Here is a 17372-nt window from a genome sequence, read left to right on the forward strand (position 1 = left end):
CTACGCTGAGTAAGGTCTTAATTATAGTTCGTGTACCTTATAAGCAAAACTATCTAATTATACTGGAATATTTACAATTTGCTGACAAATCATTATTTCTAACAGTCTGTCTTTTTTAATTTAATTACCTTAAGGAGCAAAATTTACATTAATTTAACAAATATGATATAGGTACTTTATAATGCTGATCTATGCTTAAAGTACTACAGCGTAGGGGAGATGCTTGAGTGTGCGTTTGAAACGCTATATACAGGTGAAAGACCGATTAATTGTATTAATGATTGTTTGTATAATTTCTAATTGTATTTTTGCAATATTTAGCATCGATTATTTACGGAAAATGGAACGTAATACTGAACAAATGTATAATGAAAAACTTTTGGCAATTAGTGTCATTGCTGAAATGGAATCGGCTATACAATCAAGTGATGTAGATCAAGGAGAGAAATACCAGGACGAGCTGAAAAATTATCAGTTTGATTCAAAAATGAAATTTTACATAAATGAGTTAAGTGACAAATTAGAAGGTGGAAATAAGAGCGATATTTTACTTCTATCTCGTGAAATTAAAGAGTATGTCACTTCGCGGGCAGAAAAACAATTAGGTTCCCATCAACAAGACATTTCGTTTGGGTACAAATTGCTGATAGGTGTTTCAGTTGTGATGAGCATTATTATTATCTATTTAAGTATTGGGGCAACACGTTCCGTAAATTTGCCAACCCGCCAATTGAAAAAGTTACTGAAGCAAGCGCAGCAGGGGGATTTTACGCAAACCGCAAAGTACGATTCAAAGGATGAACTCGGTGAAGTCATGTTAAGTTATAACCAAATGGCATCTGAAGTGAAAGAGTTGTTGAAAACTGTTCAGCGAAGTGCTGCTTCCGTTCTTGAGGCAAATGATCAGCTACAGTCGGCATCCGAAAAAACAACGAAGGCATCCATCCACATCTCACAGGATGCATACGACTTAACAAGTGCTACAACAAAGTCCACAGCACAATTGGATTTGAATACAACTGCATTGCAAGAAATTGCAAATGGTGTTGTCGTCATTGCCGAGCGCATCGATTTTATTGAACAAAATATTACGCGCACCGTAAAAGAAGCAAACGCCGGCGTGGAATATGTAATATTTAATATAGAGCAAATGCAAGAGATTGAAGATGCTGTGAAGAAATCGAATGACATGATGCAACTTTTGGTGAAGCATTCGAAGGAGATTGAGCAAGTCATTCAAATAATCAATTCGATTGCTGAACAAACAAACTTACTGGCTTTGAATGCTGCTATTGAAGCTGCTCGTGCTGGCGAGTATGGGAAAGGGTTCAGTGTAGTGGCAGGGGAAGTACGGAAGCTCTCGGAACAATCGGTAAATTCAACAAAATTGATCGAGGGAATTATCAAGAAAATTCAAGGAGATTCCATACAATCTGTTCGATTCATGAGCAGTGCTCTTCAATCGGTACAAACAGGAATTGATACAACGAATCAAACTGCATCCAAGTTTCAACAAATTGTATCTGCAGTTAATGAAATCGGACCTCATATCGGTGAGGTGGCATCAACAATTAGTGTCATTAAGGAAAATACGAAAGAGGTGGCGGATAACTCCTTGGAACTGAGTGAAGTTTCGAAAGAAAATGCCAAAATGATTGAGCAAGTCTCAGCTTCGACAGTCGACCAACTGGAGGCCACTAAAGAAATACACGGCGAAATCCAGAAGATTTCCCGAAATATCCGATCGCTTACGACTGCAATAAAAAGATTTACAGTGTAAAGAATGCAACTCTATTAAGTGAAGATACTTATTAAAATAACAGAAAACTATTAATTTTCAGAAAGAAGTTGAGATTAATAGTTTTTTTTGTTAACTTTTAGTAAGGAAGCGATGATACTTCAAAAGTTAGTGCAAACAAATAAAGGAGGAGATATTATGAAGAAAATATTACTCACAGGTTTCGAACCATTCCTCAATTATAAAATAAATCCTACGATGCAAGTTGTAGATGCACTAAATGGAAAAATAATGGGAGGTTACGAGATATGCAGCCGTATTATGTCAGTGGATTTTCAAGAAGCTTCGAACCAACTGGAGAACTATATAAATGAAGTGGAGCCTGATATTATTATTTCTCTAGGATTGGCTGGCGGGCGATACAAAATTACGCCTGAACGGATAGCCATCAATATGAAAGATGGTGAACCGGATAATCATGGGCATGCACCTATCGATGAAAAAATCGATGAAAACGGTGTAGATGCCTATTTAACAAACTTGCCTATTCGAAAAATGGTCGAAAGATTGAATAAGGAAGGTTATCCGGCGGAAATTTCCAACTCAGCAGGCACGTATTTATGCAACAATATTATGTACGAAGGTTTGGCATTTGCAAAACAGCAACGGAACGTGTTAGCCGGTTTTATTCACATTCCCGCATCTTTCGAGTTAGCAATTTTGCACGGAAAAATCCCAGGTTGGAATGTACGCGACCTCATTGATGGTGTGCAATTATGTATAGAAGAAACAGTAAACTTTGTCAGAGATTCAAATCTACAAAACTGATTCAAGAAAAGATGCAGCAATTCGTGAACCCCCACGATTTAAACTTGTAAAATTCAGTCCATAAAGCCAACCTATGATTTTTTTACTCCAATCTATTAAAAATTTTGGAAATGAGGTGTGCTTTTGTTTATTATTGACCGAACTTTATCTTCTAAAATTATGGTTTTGGATGCATTGAAACGTAGGACGGATGAGCGTCACCCGAAGTACGAGTTTATCGCTTCATTGTTGCGACGGGCGGAAATCGGCTATCGAGGGGAAATCAAGGTAGACCGAATGTGGAAGGAAATCACCGTGCCGAATAACGCTCTTCTCATACATAGTTTTGAAACTAAAAACGAAGTTGGTAATCCACATCAAATCGATACCTTATTTATATGCCCCCACTTTATATTCATCCTCGAAATTAAAAATATTTCCGGATTCATTTGGTATGAAAAGAACAAGCATCAGCTGCTGAGAAAAAAGGGCAATGGAGAAGTGGAGAGTTTCCACAGTCCTCTGGATCAAGTGCAGCGCCATGCTGAGTTAATTGAAAGAATTATAGGTCGTTTCGGATACACGCTTCCCGTTCACAAGGCAGTTATCATTGCCGAAAGCTCCACCATCATTGGGCACGTACCAAATGAAACTCCGATTTTCCATGCAATTGGTTTGCCTAGTGAGGTAAAAAAGCTATTATTAAAGTATAGCGATTTCGCACTCCCGCAACTACACTATGAGCAACTAACAAACTACTTCCGGAGCATACATAAACCCAGTATTTATGTGCCTAATTTTGAAGTTCCCCCTTTGTGTAAAGGTGCGATTTGTTCATGTGGAAATAGGATGGAGTATAACCATGGAAGATTTTTATGTATTTGCGGGATTCAATCTAAAGAACCCCTCTTCCAAGGGTTGCATGATTATAGAGTGTTATTTGATGAGTGGATTACAAACCGAGCTTTTAGAGAGTTCTTTTTTATAGACAATGAAGGATTGGTAAATAAAATCTTAAAAAGATTGGGATTTTACTATGAAGGGAAGACGAAAAGTAGAAGATACTTGATTCCTAGTGACGTTTGGAACAAAAATCAATGGAGTGTCAGGAATTTTTAGAATTTTGTCGGGATTCTGGATCAAAGTGTAGGAATTACATTACAGAATGTCGGGAAAATTAAATAAACAGTCGGGATTTTAAAAAAAATCATTCTCCTAAAAGAAAAGTAGGGATCAATTTGAACAAGATCATAGATTTTATTTCAATAAAGCAGCGCAAGCAAAATGAGAAACTGGACAAAATGTTCCGGAAGGCAAATTCGCTGAGGCATGTGCAGGAGATTGATCAGCTCGTAGAGGAAAAATCGCTTGCTGTGCACGATCATAAATTATTTTTAGCATTCCTTAAATACATGGAATTAAAAGAACTTGATGCGCAAACCATCTTCAAGGAAGTATTGCGATTGCCCAAATATAAGTTTGAGGAGCGTTATCAAATGAATTGGCAGTCGGTGGTCCAGCTTTGTTTTACGTTCTTGGCGATCTTAAAAGAGAGTGATCCCGAACAATACCTGGAATTTATTGTGTCCAACTAATCTTTCGTCACTTACCTTTCACTTAGCAAATTCATCGGATTTTATCCGTTATTCCCCCGATTCCTAAAATATTTTATAATTTTAACGCACGTTGTTGTTCTTTCTACCTATTATTCGCTATAATATTTAAATGGGGTTCGAATGTACGAAACCAATCTTGAAAGGAGTTTCTGGATTCAATGAATGAGGAACAACGACTAGCGAGTCAGCAAGTGAACCAACCAAAACCAACAAATGCCAAGCCGGAAAAGGATTATAGCCAATATTTCGAACGTGTGATTACGGCACCTTCCTTGAAAGATGCGAAGAAGCGTGGGAAAGAGGAAGTAAAGTACCATAAAGATTTCAATATTGATGAAGAGTTCTTGGCAATGGGCAACGGTCGTAAATTTTTCATTCGTACATACGGATGTCAAATGAACGAGCATGACTCGGAAGTGATGGCCGGGATTTTCATGCAGCTTGGGTATGAACCAACCGACCGGATTGAAGAAGCGGATGTTGTACTGTTGAACACATGTGCTATCCGTGAAAATGCTGAAAATAAAGTTTTTGGTGAGCTTGGCTACCTATTAAAATATAAACGTCAAAACCCTGAATTATTGATCGGTGTTTGTGGCTGTATGTCACAGGAAGAGTCGGTTGTAAATAAAATTTTAACAACATATCAACATGTGGACATGGTATTCGGTACTCATAATATTCACCGATTGCCACACATTTTAAAAGAAGCTTACATGTCCAAGGAAATGGTAATTGAGGTTTGGTCCAAAGAAGGAGATGTGATCGAAAACCTTCCGAAGCAACGAAACGGTGCCATCAAAGCTTGGGTGAACATCATGTACGGTTGCGATAAATTCTGTACATACTGTATCGTTCCCTACACTCGTGGGAAAGAACGAAGTCGTCGTCCTGATGAGATTATACAAGAAGTTCGTGAGTTGGCAGCACAAGGCTATCAAGAAATTATGCTGTTGGGTCAAAATGTGAATGCTTACGGGAAGGACTTCGGGGATATCGAATATCGACTTGGCGATTTAATGGACGAGTTGCGTAAAATCGATATTCCGCGTATCCGCTTCACGACAAGTCACCCGCGCGATTTCGATGATCATTTAATCGAAGTACTAGCAAAAGGTGGCAACCTGGTGGAGCACATTCATTTACCTGTTCAATCGGGTTCGAATGACATCCTGAAAATCATGGCACGTAAATATACACGCGAGCACTTCCTGGAATTGGTCCGCAAAATTAAAGTAGCGATTCCGGATGTAGCATTGACAACTGACATCATTGTCGGCTATCCGAATGAAACAGAAGAACAATTCCAAGAAACAATCGATTTGTACCGAGAAGTTGGATTTGAAATGGCCTTCACTTATATTTATTCTCCTCGTGAAGGAACACCGGCAGCGAAAATGAACGACAATGTTCCCCAAGAAGTGAAGAAGGAACGCTTGCATCGGCTTAATGCAGTAGTTGAAGAGTTTTCAGCAGCAGCTTTAAAGCAATTCGAAGGTCAAGTAGTGGAAGTGCTAGTTGAAGGCAGCAGTAAAAAACGTGATGACGTATTAGCTGGTTACACAAGAAAAAATAAATTGGTCAATTTTGATGGCCCGAAAGAGTTAGTGGGTCATCTGGTGAAAGTAAAAATTCTCGAGGCGAAATCTTACTCACTACGCGGTGAGTTCGTAGAGGTCGTGCATCGACATGGGGTGGAAGTATAATGACAACAAAAGTTTATACAAAAGATGAAATCGTAGAAAAAGCAAAAGAAATTGCACATATGATTGCCAACACGGAAGAAGTTGAATTTTTCAAAAAAGCTGAAGAGCAAATCAATGAAAATCAACATATCCGTGAAAAAATTGCGAGTCTTAAAACACTACAAAAGCAAGCGGTTAATTTCCAACACTTAGGTAAAGAAAAAGCATTAAAATTAATCGAAGAAAAGATTACAAAAATCGAAGAAGAAATCGATGCAACACCAATTGTGCAAGAGTTCAAACAATCCCAAATGGACGTTAACAACTTATTGCAATTAGTATCTAATGCGATCGCTAATAATGTGACGGATGAAATCATCGAATCGACTGGCGGCGACATTCTTAAAGGCGAAACAGGTTCGAAAGTACGCAACAGCCAACCAGGAAGCTGCTCATAATCAAAAGTTTTACAACCCTCTACTATCCTAGTAGAGGGTATTTTTAATTGAGAAACTTGAACTGGCGTCTCTAGTAAAATTCCTCAAATTCCGCGTACAATCTCATACCGAAAGAATCACTATTTATATAATTATATCTAGACTAATCACGAAAAAATATGATGATTTGACTAACTAATAAGGTAGATAAATGATAGTTTCCCTCTATATACAATAGGGAGCTTGATATATATCCTTAAAGTGTGAATTGTTTTAATATTCCGAATAAATGGAGGGGTCAAATGAAGAAGAAAATTATCGCATTATCTGTAACGGGAGTCTTGTCACTTGGAGTACTTGCACCTATTGCGTCACCTGCCTTTGCGGTAGGTAATGGACCAGGATACGGAGGAAACGAATCGATACAAACTTCCAATCTTTATACGTATGAAGAAATGGTTCAATTCCTGAAAAAACAAGATGCTAAACAAGATGCGATGGAATTGGAAGTTATCGGGCATACGGTGAAAAATAGGGAAATTTATTTGGCGAAATATATAACGAATCCAAGTAATCCAACAGTGCTCTTTCTAACCCAGCAGCATGGAAATGAACAATTAACAACTGAAGGTGCTCTAGAATTCATCAAACATCTTGGTACGAATAAAACAAAAGGAGTACTTGAAAATGTGAATATTCTAGTTCTGCCAATGCTTAATGCGGATGGGGCCATGGGGGATGTCGATTTTTCTCTAGAGGATTATGTAGCAGATGGTGGGCGTCATCTAACACGCTATAATGCAGTCGGGACGGATCTGAATCGTGACCATGTCGATAAAATCCAGCCTGAAACGCAAGCCTTGCACCAAAATGTACTTCAAAAATACGATATTGATTACATGATCGATTTACATCATCAGGGAACTGAGTACGAACGGGATGGAAAACTTGTTTCTGGTTCTATGCTTTATCCAACAAATGAAAATGTAAAACCGGAAGTTCTGGAGAAATCTAAAAAGCTTGGTGCTGTTGTTTTTAATGCAGTGGATTCTACTGGGTGGGGCCATATTGGAAAATATAATGGAGGAAGTGGAGAAAATATAGGCCGCAACGGTGCAGCAGTTCAGTATGATATTGCCACACTATTATTCGAAATGCGTGGTATGTCCGACCATGAAGATCCTTCGCGGGTAATTGGGCAAAAAAGTAATGGATATCTAATTAAACAAACCGTTACTACACTCGATGCGACGGTTCGTGCAATTGCCGATGGCTCAATTGAATCAGCGGATACAAGCTTTTGGGATACGTTGGCGACTCAAACACAACGTTAAGTAAAGGAGTAAAAACAGGGGACGGAATATAATCCTGTACATTCTCAGGTATTATACTTCGTTTCTCTAAATAAACGGAATTCGGAGGGGTTTTATGAACAAGAAATTTGCCAATATAATTTTACCAGCCACACTTGCCTTAACTTTAGGAGTTTCTACAGCTGTCTATGCTGCTCCGCAATCAAACCCGAACGGGCCTTACATTGAAGACAACCAAAATATCTCACTATCAAGCTATATGTCTAACGCTGAATTAAGTAAGAAGCTTCAACAATTGGAGGCATCTGCAAATGGCAAAATGAAGCTTGAAATAGCCGGATACTCCAACCTTTCGCCGGATGGATATCAAACTGAAACCGAGAAAGGTGAACCAATCTATTTAGTGAAGTTCGGGGACAGTAATCCGAATAAAAAACGAATCTTGATTACTGCACAGATTCATGGAAATGAACAAATTGGCGCAGAGACGGCAATGGATATTATTCAAAAGCTTTCCTCGAATGGGAAGGAAGTCGAAGAAATCTTGGATAATGTATCAATCTGGATTATGCCGAGAATTAACCCGGAAGGCGCTGATAATCTATATGAGGGTACTTGGTATCCTACACGCTATACACATCAGACTTGGCTTCCTGAAAATATTGGATTGCCGACGGACACTGTGGCCCCTTGGTACTACAATAGCGATGGGAGTGAAAGAGCTCAAAATAATGATGGTCGTGTAGTATACGGCATACCAGGCTATGACCAAAACAGGGATTACAATCCGAATCTAGATTTCAGAGTGGAAAATCAAGATTTAAATGAAGTGGCATCATTCTTGAATTCCAGAGCTACAAACAACAGTAGATTCGGAGGTTTCTATGTAACTGCTGAAGCCCGCACGGTAACTAGCGTATTTAAAGAGTTCAGACCAGATGTCTATGTCGACGTGCATCATCGCGGTTTCAATACAGTATCCGATGTGGATAATCGCTCAGTACCCGTTCAATTTGCAGCAGCAGTTGCAGATCCTTACACAGATCCATTCACAGGTCAACAGTACGAAGTGGATGAGGAGGTGTTGACGCTGGCAAAACAAGTGAATGCCCTATCAGCTCTCACATTACAAAAAGGGAACTCTCATTTCGGCGCCGTTCAAAAGTACCCTGATGTTAACTTGCCGGGTACAGCTCTAGGTGCATTCGCCCTTAATGATGCGTCAATCATGCTAATCGAAATTAAAGGGCAAAGCCAAACGCTTGGTCAAAAACAGTCAGGCATGTTGAAGGAAACGGTCACCCAGCCACTAATGGCAGTATTCAAAGGACTAGCTGATCGCTCCGTTTACGATGTAGATACAACTATATATGATGAGATTCCGGAAGCATCAAACTCAATAAGTGACCCCACTACGAGGGATTTTTAATTTTTTGAGTGTTGCGAAGGCTGTTTTTAAAAAACGGACTAACAGCCAGGATAGTAGGAGGGTGATCAGCAAGTCCGGGTCACCCTCTCTAATTTTACTAAGAAGCCATCCAAAAGGACTTGATAGGTACATAAAAATAGTCTAATTAAATTTCAGGAAGCATCTCGTTCATTTGTTGCTCGTTTGATTTCACAGCCTCGCTATCAGGGGTATCAACCCCCCGGTAAGCATATTTCAGGTTTTGAAAATAGTCGAAAGCGAATTCTTTCAAGGCTCCTTCACTATTTTTTTCGACAAAATAGGACTTGAAAATGTTGGTTAACATACGGTCATGGTTGTCTAATTCATTCAAGTAAGTTCCGGATTTATAGTCGTCTACTATATCGATTTTAAATTGGTCCACTTCTTCTTCGGACACCTCATATTCTAGCAAGTATTGTTCAAGCTCGGAAAACTTGCCGGCTGCATTTTCTCCATTAGATGAAATTTCGTAGATTTTTTCAGCCCAATTATCAGGGGCTGCATCATTATCCTCAATAGTCGTTTCCTCACTCGGTGTATCGATTGTGCCGGTCTCTTCTTGGGCAGGTGCAGGTTCAGTCACTTCCTTTTCCTTACTATCGTTATCAGCCCCGTTGCAAGCTGCCAGTGCAAAACATAAAACGAGTGAAGTGCTAAAAGTTCTTATTTTTATCATGGCAAAGCTCCTTCTTTTAATTTTTATAAACCTATTATGACTGGGAGAATCAAAGGCAATACCCGTTATTTTTTTTTAGTCACACTATTCGCCCACCCTTAATACTATAAATTGTCAGCAGCAAATGATTCGAATCTTAAGTTACATTTACGCTTTTGTTTTCTTTTTCAAGGGTGCGAGTTTTGATTAGCAGCAAAATTTGACTGGAGAGCTAAGAAGTGTCACGATATCACTTTTGCCCTGAAAATTTGAATGGAAAACAATTTGTAAAATCTTCGAAAAACGAATCCGTGACATTTCACCAATTAGGCACATGCCGCATAGTATAGTTCGACTAGATGTTAAAGGAGGAAAAAGCGTTGAAACGTTTGCGTCAAATAGTGACAAAAGCGGTTGTCGCTAAAGGTAAGAAAAGAGTTGAAGCGAGTGAAGTGATTCGCCCTTCATCTACGCCAACGAGTATTTTGGGGTGTTGGGTGATTAACCATCACTACAATGCAAAAAAAGTAGGGAAATATGTAGAAATAACTGGGAAGTTCGATGTAAACGTATGGTATGCGTACAATAATAATACTAAAACAGCCGTACACTCAGAGACAATTAGTTACAAAGATCGCATAAAGCTTCACTACCGCGATCAAGATGTCATTGAATCGAACGACTGTCATGTACGCGTCATCCAACAACCAAATTGTATTGAAGCGGTAATCAACCAAAACGGGGACTGCTTCAATGTAGTCATCGAGCGTGAATTTGTCGTTGAAATCATTGGCGAAACGAAAGTGGTTGTTTCTGTTCACGAAGTAGACTACGAGGAAGACTGGAAGTATGAAGAGGAAGAAGATGAATCATCATCAAGTTCTAGTTCAAGCTCATCATCGTCAAGCTCTAGTTCATCTTCATCATCTTCATCCTCGTCATCTTCAAGCAGCGGATTTAAATTTATCGAAGACTCATCATCATTTCGTTAATAAAGTGAGAGCGCCATCTACCAGAAAAGAGTAGAACATAAAGGCGCTCTTCTTTATTGTTTGTTTTGGGGAAAACAGTGGTTTTCGCTAAAGTTGGCGAAACCCCTGTTCTCTAAAAATCCCATTGTATTCCAATGTAAATTTGATGCGCGAAAGACACGTGTATCCCTATATTTTTGTTATACTAAATAAGAATATAAATTACGGGAAAAACCAGGCGTCGCCAAATTGTTACATAACGTTTTTTCTCCCTGAGAAATATAGATCAGTTTAGAGAGGTACCATGAAAATGACAACATATACACCAATGATGCAACAATATTTATCTATTAAGTCCGATTATGAAGATGCATTTCTTTTTTATAGATTAGGGGATTTTTATGAAATGTTTTTTGAAGATGCCATCAAAGCATCACAAATATTGGAAATTACCCTAACTGGGCGTGATGCGGGAACGAAAGAGCGTATCCCGATGTGCGGTGTCCCTTTTCATTCCGCTAAAGGATACATTGAAACCCTTGTTTCAAAGGGGCATAAAGTGGCAATATGCGAGCAAACAGAAAGCCCCAAGCAAGCAAAAGGAGTTGTAAGACGGGAAGTCGTGCAACTAATCACTCCAGGAACAATTATGGAAGGTAAGACAATTGATGGTAAGTCCAACCATTTCATTGCGTGCGCAGAGGAATTATCCAATAACTCTTTCGCACTTGCCTATTTGGACGTTTCCACCGGGGAAGCGGCTACGACAGTTGTTGAAGGAGGTACAAAGGGGCTGCTTCAACAACTGTTGACCTTCTCAATTCGGGAGCTTGTAGTTACTGAACAGCTGCAACTTTTACTGGCCGAACAAGCCAGCAGCTTGGGTATTGTTCTATCCCTTGAACAGGAAGAAATGGCCGAAGAACCATCAGCCAAATATATTTCGAAGTTACCTGGAGAATTAAAAGGAGTGGCCAAAAGCCTACTGCGCTATGTCGAACGCACACAAATGCGCAATTTATCGCATATTCAACCATTTACATATACCGAAACAAAACAATTGCTTAGAATTGATACAAACTCGAAGCGCAATTTAGAACTGCTGGAATCGATCCGCGGGGGCGACCAAAAGGGAACTTTGTTATGGCTGCTTGATGAAACGGTCACGGCAATGGGAGGACGTAAACTAAAACAATGGCTTCATCAGCCCTTGGCAACGCGGTCGGCAATCGAAAATCGCCTTTCCATCGTGACGGATTTATTGGATGAGTTTTTTGTTCGGAATGAGCTCAAGGAATTACTGAAAAATGTTTATGATTTAGAGCGTTTAGCAGGTCGTGTCGCCTTTGGCAATGTGGGTGGGCGTGATTTGGCGCAACTTCGGGAATCGCTTCGCCAAGTACCCTCCATTAAGCAACAGCTAATGAATGCGGGGAAGCCCACTCTTGCTCGTTTAGGTGAAAAACTGGATGAGTGTGGGGATATTGAAGCGTTTCTATCAAAAGCCATCACAGATAATCCGCCAATTGCCATTAAAGAGGGGGATGTCATTCGTGAAGGGTATAATGACAAATTGGATGAGTTGCGTTTTGCCTCCCGAAACGGGAAGGACTGGATCGCCCAATTAGAGCAAAAAGAGCGTGAACTAACAGGCATCAAAAACTTGAAAATCGGCTATAATCGAATTTTTGGCTATTATATCGAAATAACGAAATCAAATATTGCCAATGCAGATTTATCACGCTATGAAAGAAAACAAACGCTTGCTAACGCAGAGCGGTATATTACGGAAGAGTTAAAGGAAAAAGAAGCCATTATACTAAATGCGGAGGAACAAAGCTTGGCCTTGGAGTATGATCTTTTCGTTCAATTACGCGATCAGTTAAAAGTGTTTATTCCACGTGTTCAGGCTTTGGCTGCTGAAATCAGTGAACTGGATGTATATATCAGTTTCGCAGTTGTCTCTGAAAAATACCGATTTGTGAAACCTTCCTTCCACGAAAGCCGAGCATTAAAAATTGTGGGTGGGCGACATCCGGTCGTTGAAAAAATGTTGAATAAGCAAATGTATGTACCGAACGATTGTGTGCTGCCGAATGAAAAAAATATGATGCTGATTACTGGGCCGAATATGTCCGGGAAAAGTACATATATGCGTCAGGTAGCCTTGATTGTTGTTTTGGCGCAAATGGGCTGCTATGTGCCGGCTGATGAAGCCGTGCTTCCAATTACCGACCAAATCTTTACCCGAATTGGTGCGGCAGACGATTTAGTTGCTGGCCAGTCAACATTCATGGTCGAAATGCTGGAATCCCAAAATGCCATTACAAATGCCACTGAAAAAAGTTTATTGTTATTCGATGAAATCGGCCGTGGGACATCTACTTATGACGGCATGGCTTTGGCCCAGTCCATGATGGAATATATCCATGATAAAATAGGTGCCAACACGCTATTTTCCACCCACTACCATGAGTTAACGGCGTTGGAACAACAACTGGCGCGTCTGCAAAATGTACATGTCAGCGCGACGGAAAAGGACGGCAAAGTCGTATTCTTGCACAAAGTACGGCAAGGTGCCGCAGATAAAAGTTACGGAGTTCACGTAGCAAGCCTGGCAGAAATGCCCGAAGAGATTATCAACCGAGCGAGAGTGTTGTTGGAACAGTTCGAAGCGAAAGATCTGGGGGCATCTAGTGTTGCAGCTAGCGTGATAAACGAAGCGGCAACGGATGATGAGCTTCAATTATCACTGTTTGAAGAAGAAGCCATCATTCCTCCTGCTGATAGTGACAAGAAATTGTCGGAGATCGAAGTGGAAGTGCTGGAACGACTGGAGAAAATGAACATCATGGGTACAGCCCCAATCCAAGCAATCAACGTTCTGTACGAGTTGCAGCAAGCTTTGCTAAGTAAAAAGTAAAATCTTTAAACATAGAAAACTCGGAGGATAGATTCCCATCCGAGACGTAATTATAGTCAATAAAAAATATAATAAAGGAGGTTCTTTGGCATGGGAAAAATTCAGATTATGGATGAATGGTTATCCAACAAAATAGCTGCGGGGGAAGTGGTCGAACGCCCTTCGTCCGTCGTGAAAGAGCTCGTTGAAAACGCCATTGATGCAGGAAGTACGTCAATTGAAGTTTTTCTCGAAGAAGCAGGGTTAACCTCCATTCAAGTAACAGATAATGGGAGTGGAATGGATGAGGAAGATGCGCTCAAATCCTTCTCTAGGCATGCCACTTCCAAAATTTCAAAAGAACCGGACCTTTTCCGGATCCGTACGCTCGGATTCCGTGGTGAAGCTTTGGCATCCATTGCCTCAGTTTCGAAGGTGACATTGAAAACTTCGGATGGGGAACACAATGGGCTTGAGATTCAAATGGATGGTGGGCACTTGATTGAGAAGAAACCGACCGCCTTCCGAAGAGGGACGGACATTACAATCGCCCAGTTGTTTTACAATACACCTGCACGGTTAAAATATTTAAAAACGATTCAAACGGAGTTGGGGCACTCGATTGATTATATGAACCGACTGGCGCTTGCATACCCTGAAATTGCCTTCAAACTCGTACATAATGGGGGGGCGCTCCTTCAAACAAATGGCCGGGGGAATGTTCAACAAGTGATTGCGGCGATCTATGGGATGCAAAATGCAAAAAAAATGATTCCATTCAGTGCGGAATCAAATGACTACAAAGTGCATGGTTTTGTAAGCTTACCTGAGGTGACGCGGGCGAACAAAAATTACATCTCCATTTTTGTTAATGGGCGTTGGGTGAAGCATTACTTGGTGCAAAAAGCGATTGTAGACGCCTATCATACGTATTTGCCGATTGAGAGGTATCCAATCGCTGTGCTATACATTGAGGGTGACCCTTATTTGACGGATGTCAATGTGCATCCAGCAAAATTGCAAATTCGTTTGAGCAAAGAGCAGGAGTTATTGCCGCTCGTTCAGAATGCCATTAATCAAGCAATACGTTCCGCGATTCATGTACCGGTTGCAGAAAAAAAAGAGAAGCCGGTACGCGTTCCAAGTGAACAAATGAATATTTGGAAGCCATATACCCCAAACTTTGATGAAAATAAAATGACTGCGATAGTAGAAAAATTGTCATCGGAAAATTCCATAGTGAAAGAGCCGGCTGCCACTACTCTAATAGGAGGTGGTTCTTCGCAGCCGGAAGTTGAACGGATGGAAGAAATGCTAACAGTTTTGGACATGGAATGGGGCAATCCTTTGAGGGTAGAAACGCCGGAAGACTTGGTTGAGCCGGTTTTCGAGGAGCAAGGGCTTGAGAAAAAAGAGCCCGAGAAAAAGGAGCCGTTCCCACAACTCGAAATCGTTGGGCAAATTCATGGAACGTATATAGTTGCCCAAATGGAGGATGGATTTTACCTGATCGACCAGCACGCGGCTCAAGAACGGATTAAATATGAATATTTCCGTGAAAAAGTAGGTGAAGTGAATGCAAATGAACGGCAATCGCTCCTGTTGCCGTTAACTTTCCACTACTCAGCCGATGAAGCGTTGGTACTGAAGGAAAATGTTCATGCTTTGGAGGAAGTTGGCGTGTTTCTGGAGGACTTCGGCCAATCTTCTTTTGTAGTACGCGAACACCCGACCTGGTTTCCGAAAGGATTTGAGCAGGAGCTGATTGAAGAACTAATCGAGCAAGTATTAAAAACGCGAAGAGCTGACGTGAAAAAGCTCAGGGAAGAAGCTGCCATCATGATGAGTTGTAAAAAATCCATCAAAGCCAATTATTATTTAACAAAGGAGCAAATGGTCGTATTGCTAGACGACTTGCGAAAAGCCGACAATCCATTCACATGCCCACACGGCAGACCGGTTATGGTCCACTTTTCTACGTATGAAGTGGAGAAAATGTTTAAACGGGTTATGTAGGTGAAAGTTAATTCTAATAGGGACATTTATCTTTGGGTAGGAAAGAAGAATTCTAAACAGCGGACTAATGTGCGAAATTTTGGCATGTTCAGTAAAACAAACGTAGGTTTCACCTAAATTAAATAGTAAAGGGGTATTGCATATGTTTTCATTCAAGGAGCGTCCGAACATTCTAAATACATTAAATAGCTATACTTTCGATGTACTGGTCATCGGAGGGGGCATTACGGGTGCGGGGATTGCCCTCGATGCAGCATCACGCGGTCTTTCTGTTGCACTGGTTGAAATGCAGGATTTTGCCGCTGGGACTTCAAGCCGTTCGACGAAGCTTGTCCATGGGGGATTGCGATATTTAAAGCAATTAGAGATTGGCCTTGTTGCGGAAGTGGGCCGGGAACGTGAGATCGTGTATGAGAATGCGGTTCATGTCACACAACCCGAGTGGATGTTGCTGCCCCTTTATAAAGAGGGAACTTTAGGGAAAATGACTACTCGTGCTGCACTAACGCTTTACGATCGATTGGCTCAGGTGAAAAAAGATGAGCGCCGTAAAATGCTCTCAAAAAAAGAAGCGTTGGATAAAGTGCCTTTATTGAAAAAAGAAGGTTTGCGTGGGGCGGGCTATTATGTTGAATACAAAACAGATGATGCTCGTCTTACAATAGAGGTCCTGAAAAAGGCAGTTGAATACCAGGCGGTTTGTCTAAACTATGCACGAGTGGTAGATTTTGTTTATAAAAAGAAAAAAATCGTTGCTGCCAATGTCCGAGATGAAATTTCCGGCGAAAAAATTACGATCCATGCACATCAAATCATCAATGCAACAGGACCTTGGGTTGACGAGGTGCGCAAAATGGATAAAATCTATAATAAAAAAACGATCCGGCATACAAAAGGGGTACACATTGTCATTGACCAATCAAGACTCCCATTGGAGCAGGCCGTTTATTTTGATACAGAAGACGGCCGCATGGTTTTTGCGATACCTCGCGAAGGAAAAACATATGTTGGTACGACAGATACATTTTATGAAGAGGATCCTATTCAACCGGTCGCTACAAAAGAAGATGTGGACTATTTAATAAAAGCAACCCGTTTTATTTTCCCTGATACGAATGTAACAACTTTTGACGTCGAGTCTTCATGGGCTGGTGTCAGACCGTTAATCTCACAGGAAGGAAAGGACCCTTCCGAAATCTCGCGCAAAGATGAATTATGGGTTGCGCCAAGCGGCCTTCTTACAGTTGCGGGTGGGAAATTGACTGGTTATCGCCAAATGGCGGAAACGATTGTTGATAAGGTCGTCAAATTGAATAAATTCAAACATGCATCGGAATGTATCACAAAGGAATTATCCCTATCTGGTGCAAGGGGATTAAACTCATTGAATTTTGAAGACTATGTAGCAAACAAGTCGAGAGAAGGAAACGACTTAGGGATAAGTTACCATAATACACAACGACTTGTTCGAAGATATGGCACCAATGTAGATGAAGTGTTCCAATATGTGAAGGCAGTCAATAGGAGCGAACTTGACATCCCCCTTTCGCTTTATGCGGAACTGCTTTACTCAATCTACTATGAGATGGTGATGACACCGTGTGATTTCCTGATTCGAAGAACGGGCTATTTGTATTTCAATATCGAATTGGTTGAGCAATATAAAGAGGCTATACTGGAAATCATGTGCAATATTATCGGGTATTCTGAAAGTGAAATGGTATTTTACCGAATGCAATTGGAACAATTTATTGACGAAGCAAAAAATCCAATGAAATAGGG

At 40.5% G+C, this 17372-nt stretch carries 13 protein-coding genes; 12 read left to right on the forward strand and 1 reads right to left on the reverse strand.

The features are described from left to right. The first annotated feature begins 229 nt into the window (after nucleotides 1–229). The 8 genes from CD33_RS17780 to CD33_RS17815 all read left to right on the forward strand — a co-directional run bounded on the left by CD33_RS17780 (nucleotide 230) and on the right by CD33_RS17815 (nucleotide 9025). Entirely contained in the window at nucleotides 230–1780 is a 1551-nt protein-coding gene (locus CD33_RS17780) for a methyl-accepting chemotaxis protein (protein WP_036204135.1), read from the forward strand. A gap of 156 nt (nucleotides 1781–1936) precedes the next feature. Beyond that, nucleotides 1937–2566 (forward strand): pyroglutamyl-peptidase I, encoded by a 630-nt coding sequence (pcp, locus tag CD33_RS17785; protein WP_036203297.1) that lies wholly within the window; start codon nucleotides 1937–1939, stop codon nucleotides 2564–2566. A gap of 123 nt (nucleotides 2567–2689) precedes the next feature. Further along, nucleotides 2690–3664 carry a nuclease-related domain-containing protein gene (locus CD33_RS19610; protein WP_052130324.1) on the forward strand — a complete coding sequence of 325 codons (975 nt, stop codon included), beginning with the start codon at nucleotides 2690–2692 and terminating at the stop codon, nucleotides 3662–3664. Between the two features lie 119 nt (nucleotides 3665–3783). Continuing rightward, entirely contained in the window at nucleotides 3784–4140 is a 357-nt protein-coding gene (locus CD33_RS17795; protein ID WP_036203300.1) for a hypothetical protein, read from the forward strand. A 179-nt stretch (nucleotides 4141–4319) separates the two neighbouring features. Next, the gene (gene miaB / locus CD33_RS17800) at nucleotides 4320–5867 is read left to right on the forward strand and encodes a tRNA (N6-isopentenyl adenosine(37)-C2)-methylthiotransferase MiaB (RefSeq protein ID WP_036203303.1); all 1548 of its coding nucleotides are present in this window, start codon (nucleotides 4320–4322) and stop codon (nucleotides 5865–5867) included. Further along, entirely contained in the window at nucleotides 5867–6304 is a 438-nt protein-coding gene (locus CD33_RS17805; RefSeq protein ID WP_036203306.1) for a YlbF/YmcA family competence regulator, read from the forward strand. The genes miaB and CD33_RS17805 overlap by 1 nt, the downstream gene beginning before the upstream one ends. Nucleotides 6305–6585: 281 nt before the next feature. Further along, nucleotides 6586–7617 (forward strand): M14 family zinc carboxypeptidase, encoded by a 1032-nt coding sequence (locus tag CD33_RS17810; protein ID WP_036203309.1) that lies wholly within the window; start codon nucleotides 6586–6588, stop codon nucleotides 7615–7617. A 94-nt stretch (nucleotides 7618–7711) separates the two neighbouring features. Beyond that, on the forward strand, nucleotides 7712–9025 hold the full coding sequence (locus CD33_RS17815) for a M14 family zinc carboxypeptidase (protein ID WP_036203312.1): 1314 nt from the start codon (nucleotides 7712–7714) through the stop codon (nucleotides 9023–9025). A gap of 145 nt (nucleotides 9026–9170) precedes the next feature. On the opposite strand, the gene CD33_RS17820 is transcribed toward CD33_RS17815, so the two are convergent. Continuing rightward, entirely contained in the window at nucleotides 9171–9722 is a 552-nt protein-coding gene (locus CD33_RS17820; RefSeq protein WP_052130325.1) for a hypothetical protein, read from the reverse strand. 359 nt (nucleotides 9723–10081) lie between these two features. Between CD33_RS17820 and cotE the strand changes: the two genes are divergently transcribed. The 4 genes from cotE (at nucleotide 10082) to CD33_RS17840 (ending at nucleotide 17370) form a co-directional block, all read left to right on the forward strand. Next, a complete protein-coding gene (gene cotE, locus CD33_RS17825; protein ID WP_036203321.1) occupies nucleotides 10082–10693 on the forward strand; it encodes an outer spore coat protein CotE in 612 nt (203 codons plus the stop codon). Between the two features lie 289 nt (nucleotides 10694–10982). After that, nucleotides 10983–13595 carry a DNA mismatch repair protein MutS gene (mutS, locus tag CD33_RS17830; protein WP_036204140.1) on the forward strand — a complete coding sequence of 871 codons (2613 nt, stop codon included), beginning with the start codon at nucleotides 10983–10985 and terminating at the stop codon, nucleotides 13593–13595. A 90-nt stretch (nucleotides 13596–13685) separates the two neighbouring features. After that, complete coding sequence (mutL, locus tag CD33_RS17835) at nucleotides 13686–15590, forward strand: DNA mismatch repair endonuclease MutL (RefSeq protein ID WP_036203324.1); 1905 nt, start codon at nucleotides 13686–13688, stop codon at nucleotides 15588–15590. 142 nt (nucleotides 15591–15732) lie between these two features. Beyond that, nucleotides 15733–17370, forward strand: coding sequence for a glycerol-3-phosphate dehydrogenase/oxidase (locus CD33_RS17840; protein ID WP_036203327.1), 1638 nt, complete (start codon nucleotides 15733–15735; stop codon nucleotides 17368–17370). Nucleotides 17371–17372 lie beyond the last annotated feature (2 nt).

Origin of the sequence: Ureibacillus sinduriensis BLB-1 = JCM 15800 (assembly GCF_000772955.1) — a bacterium.
GTDB classification, from domain to species: Bacteria; Bacillota; Bacilli; order Bacillales_A; family Planococcaceae; genus Ureibacillus; species Ureibacillus sinduriensis.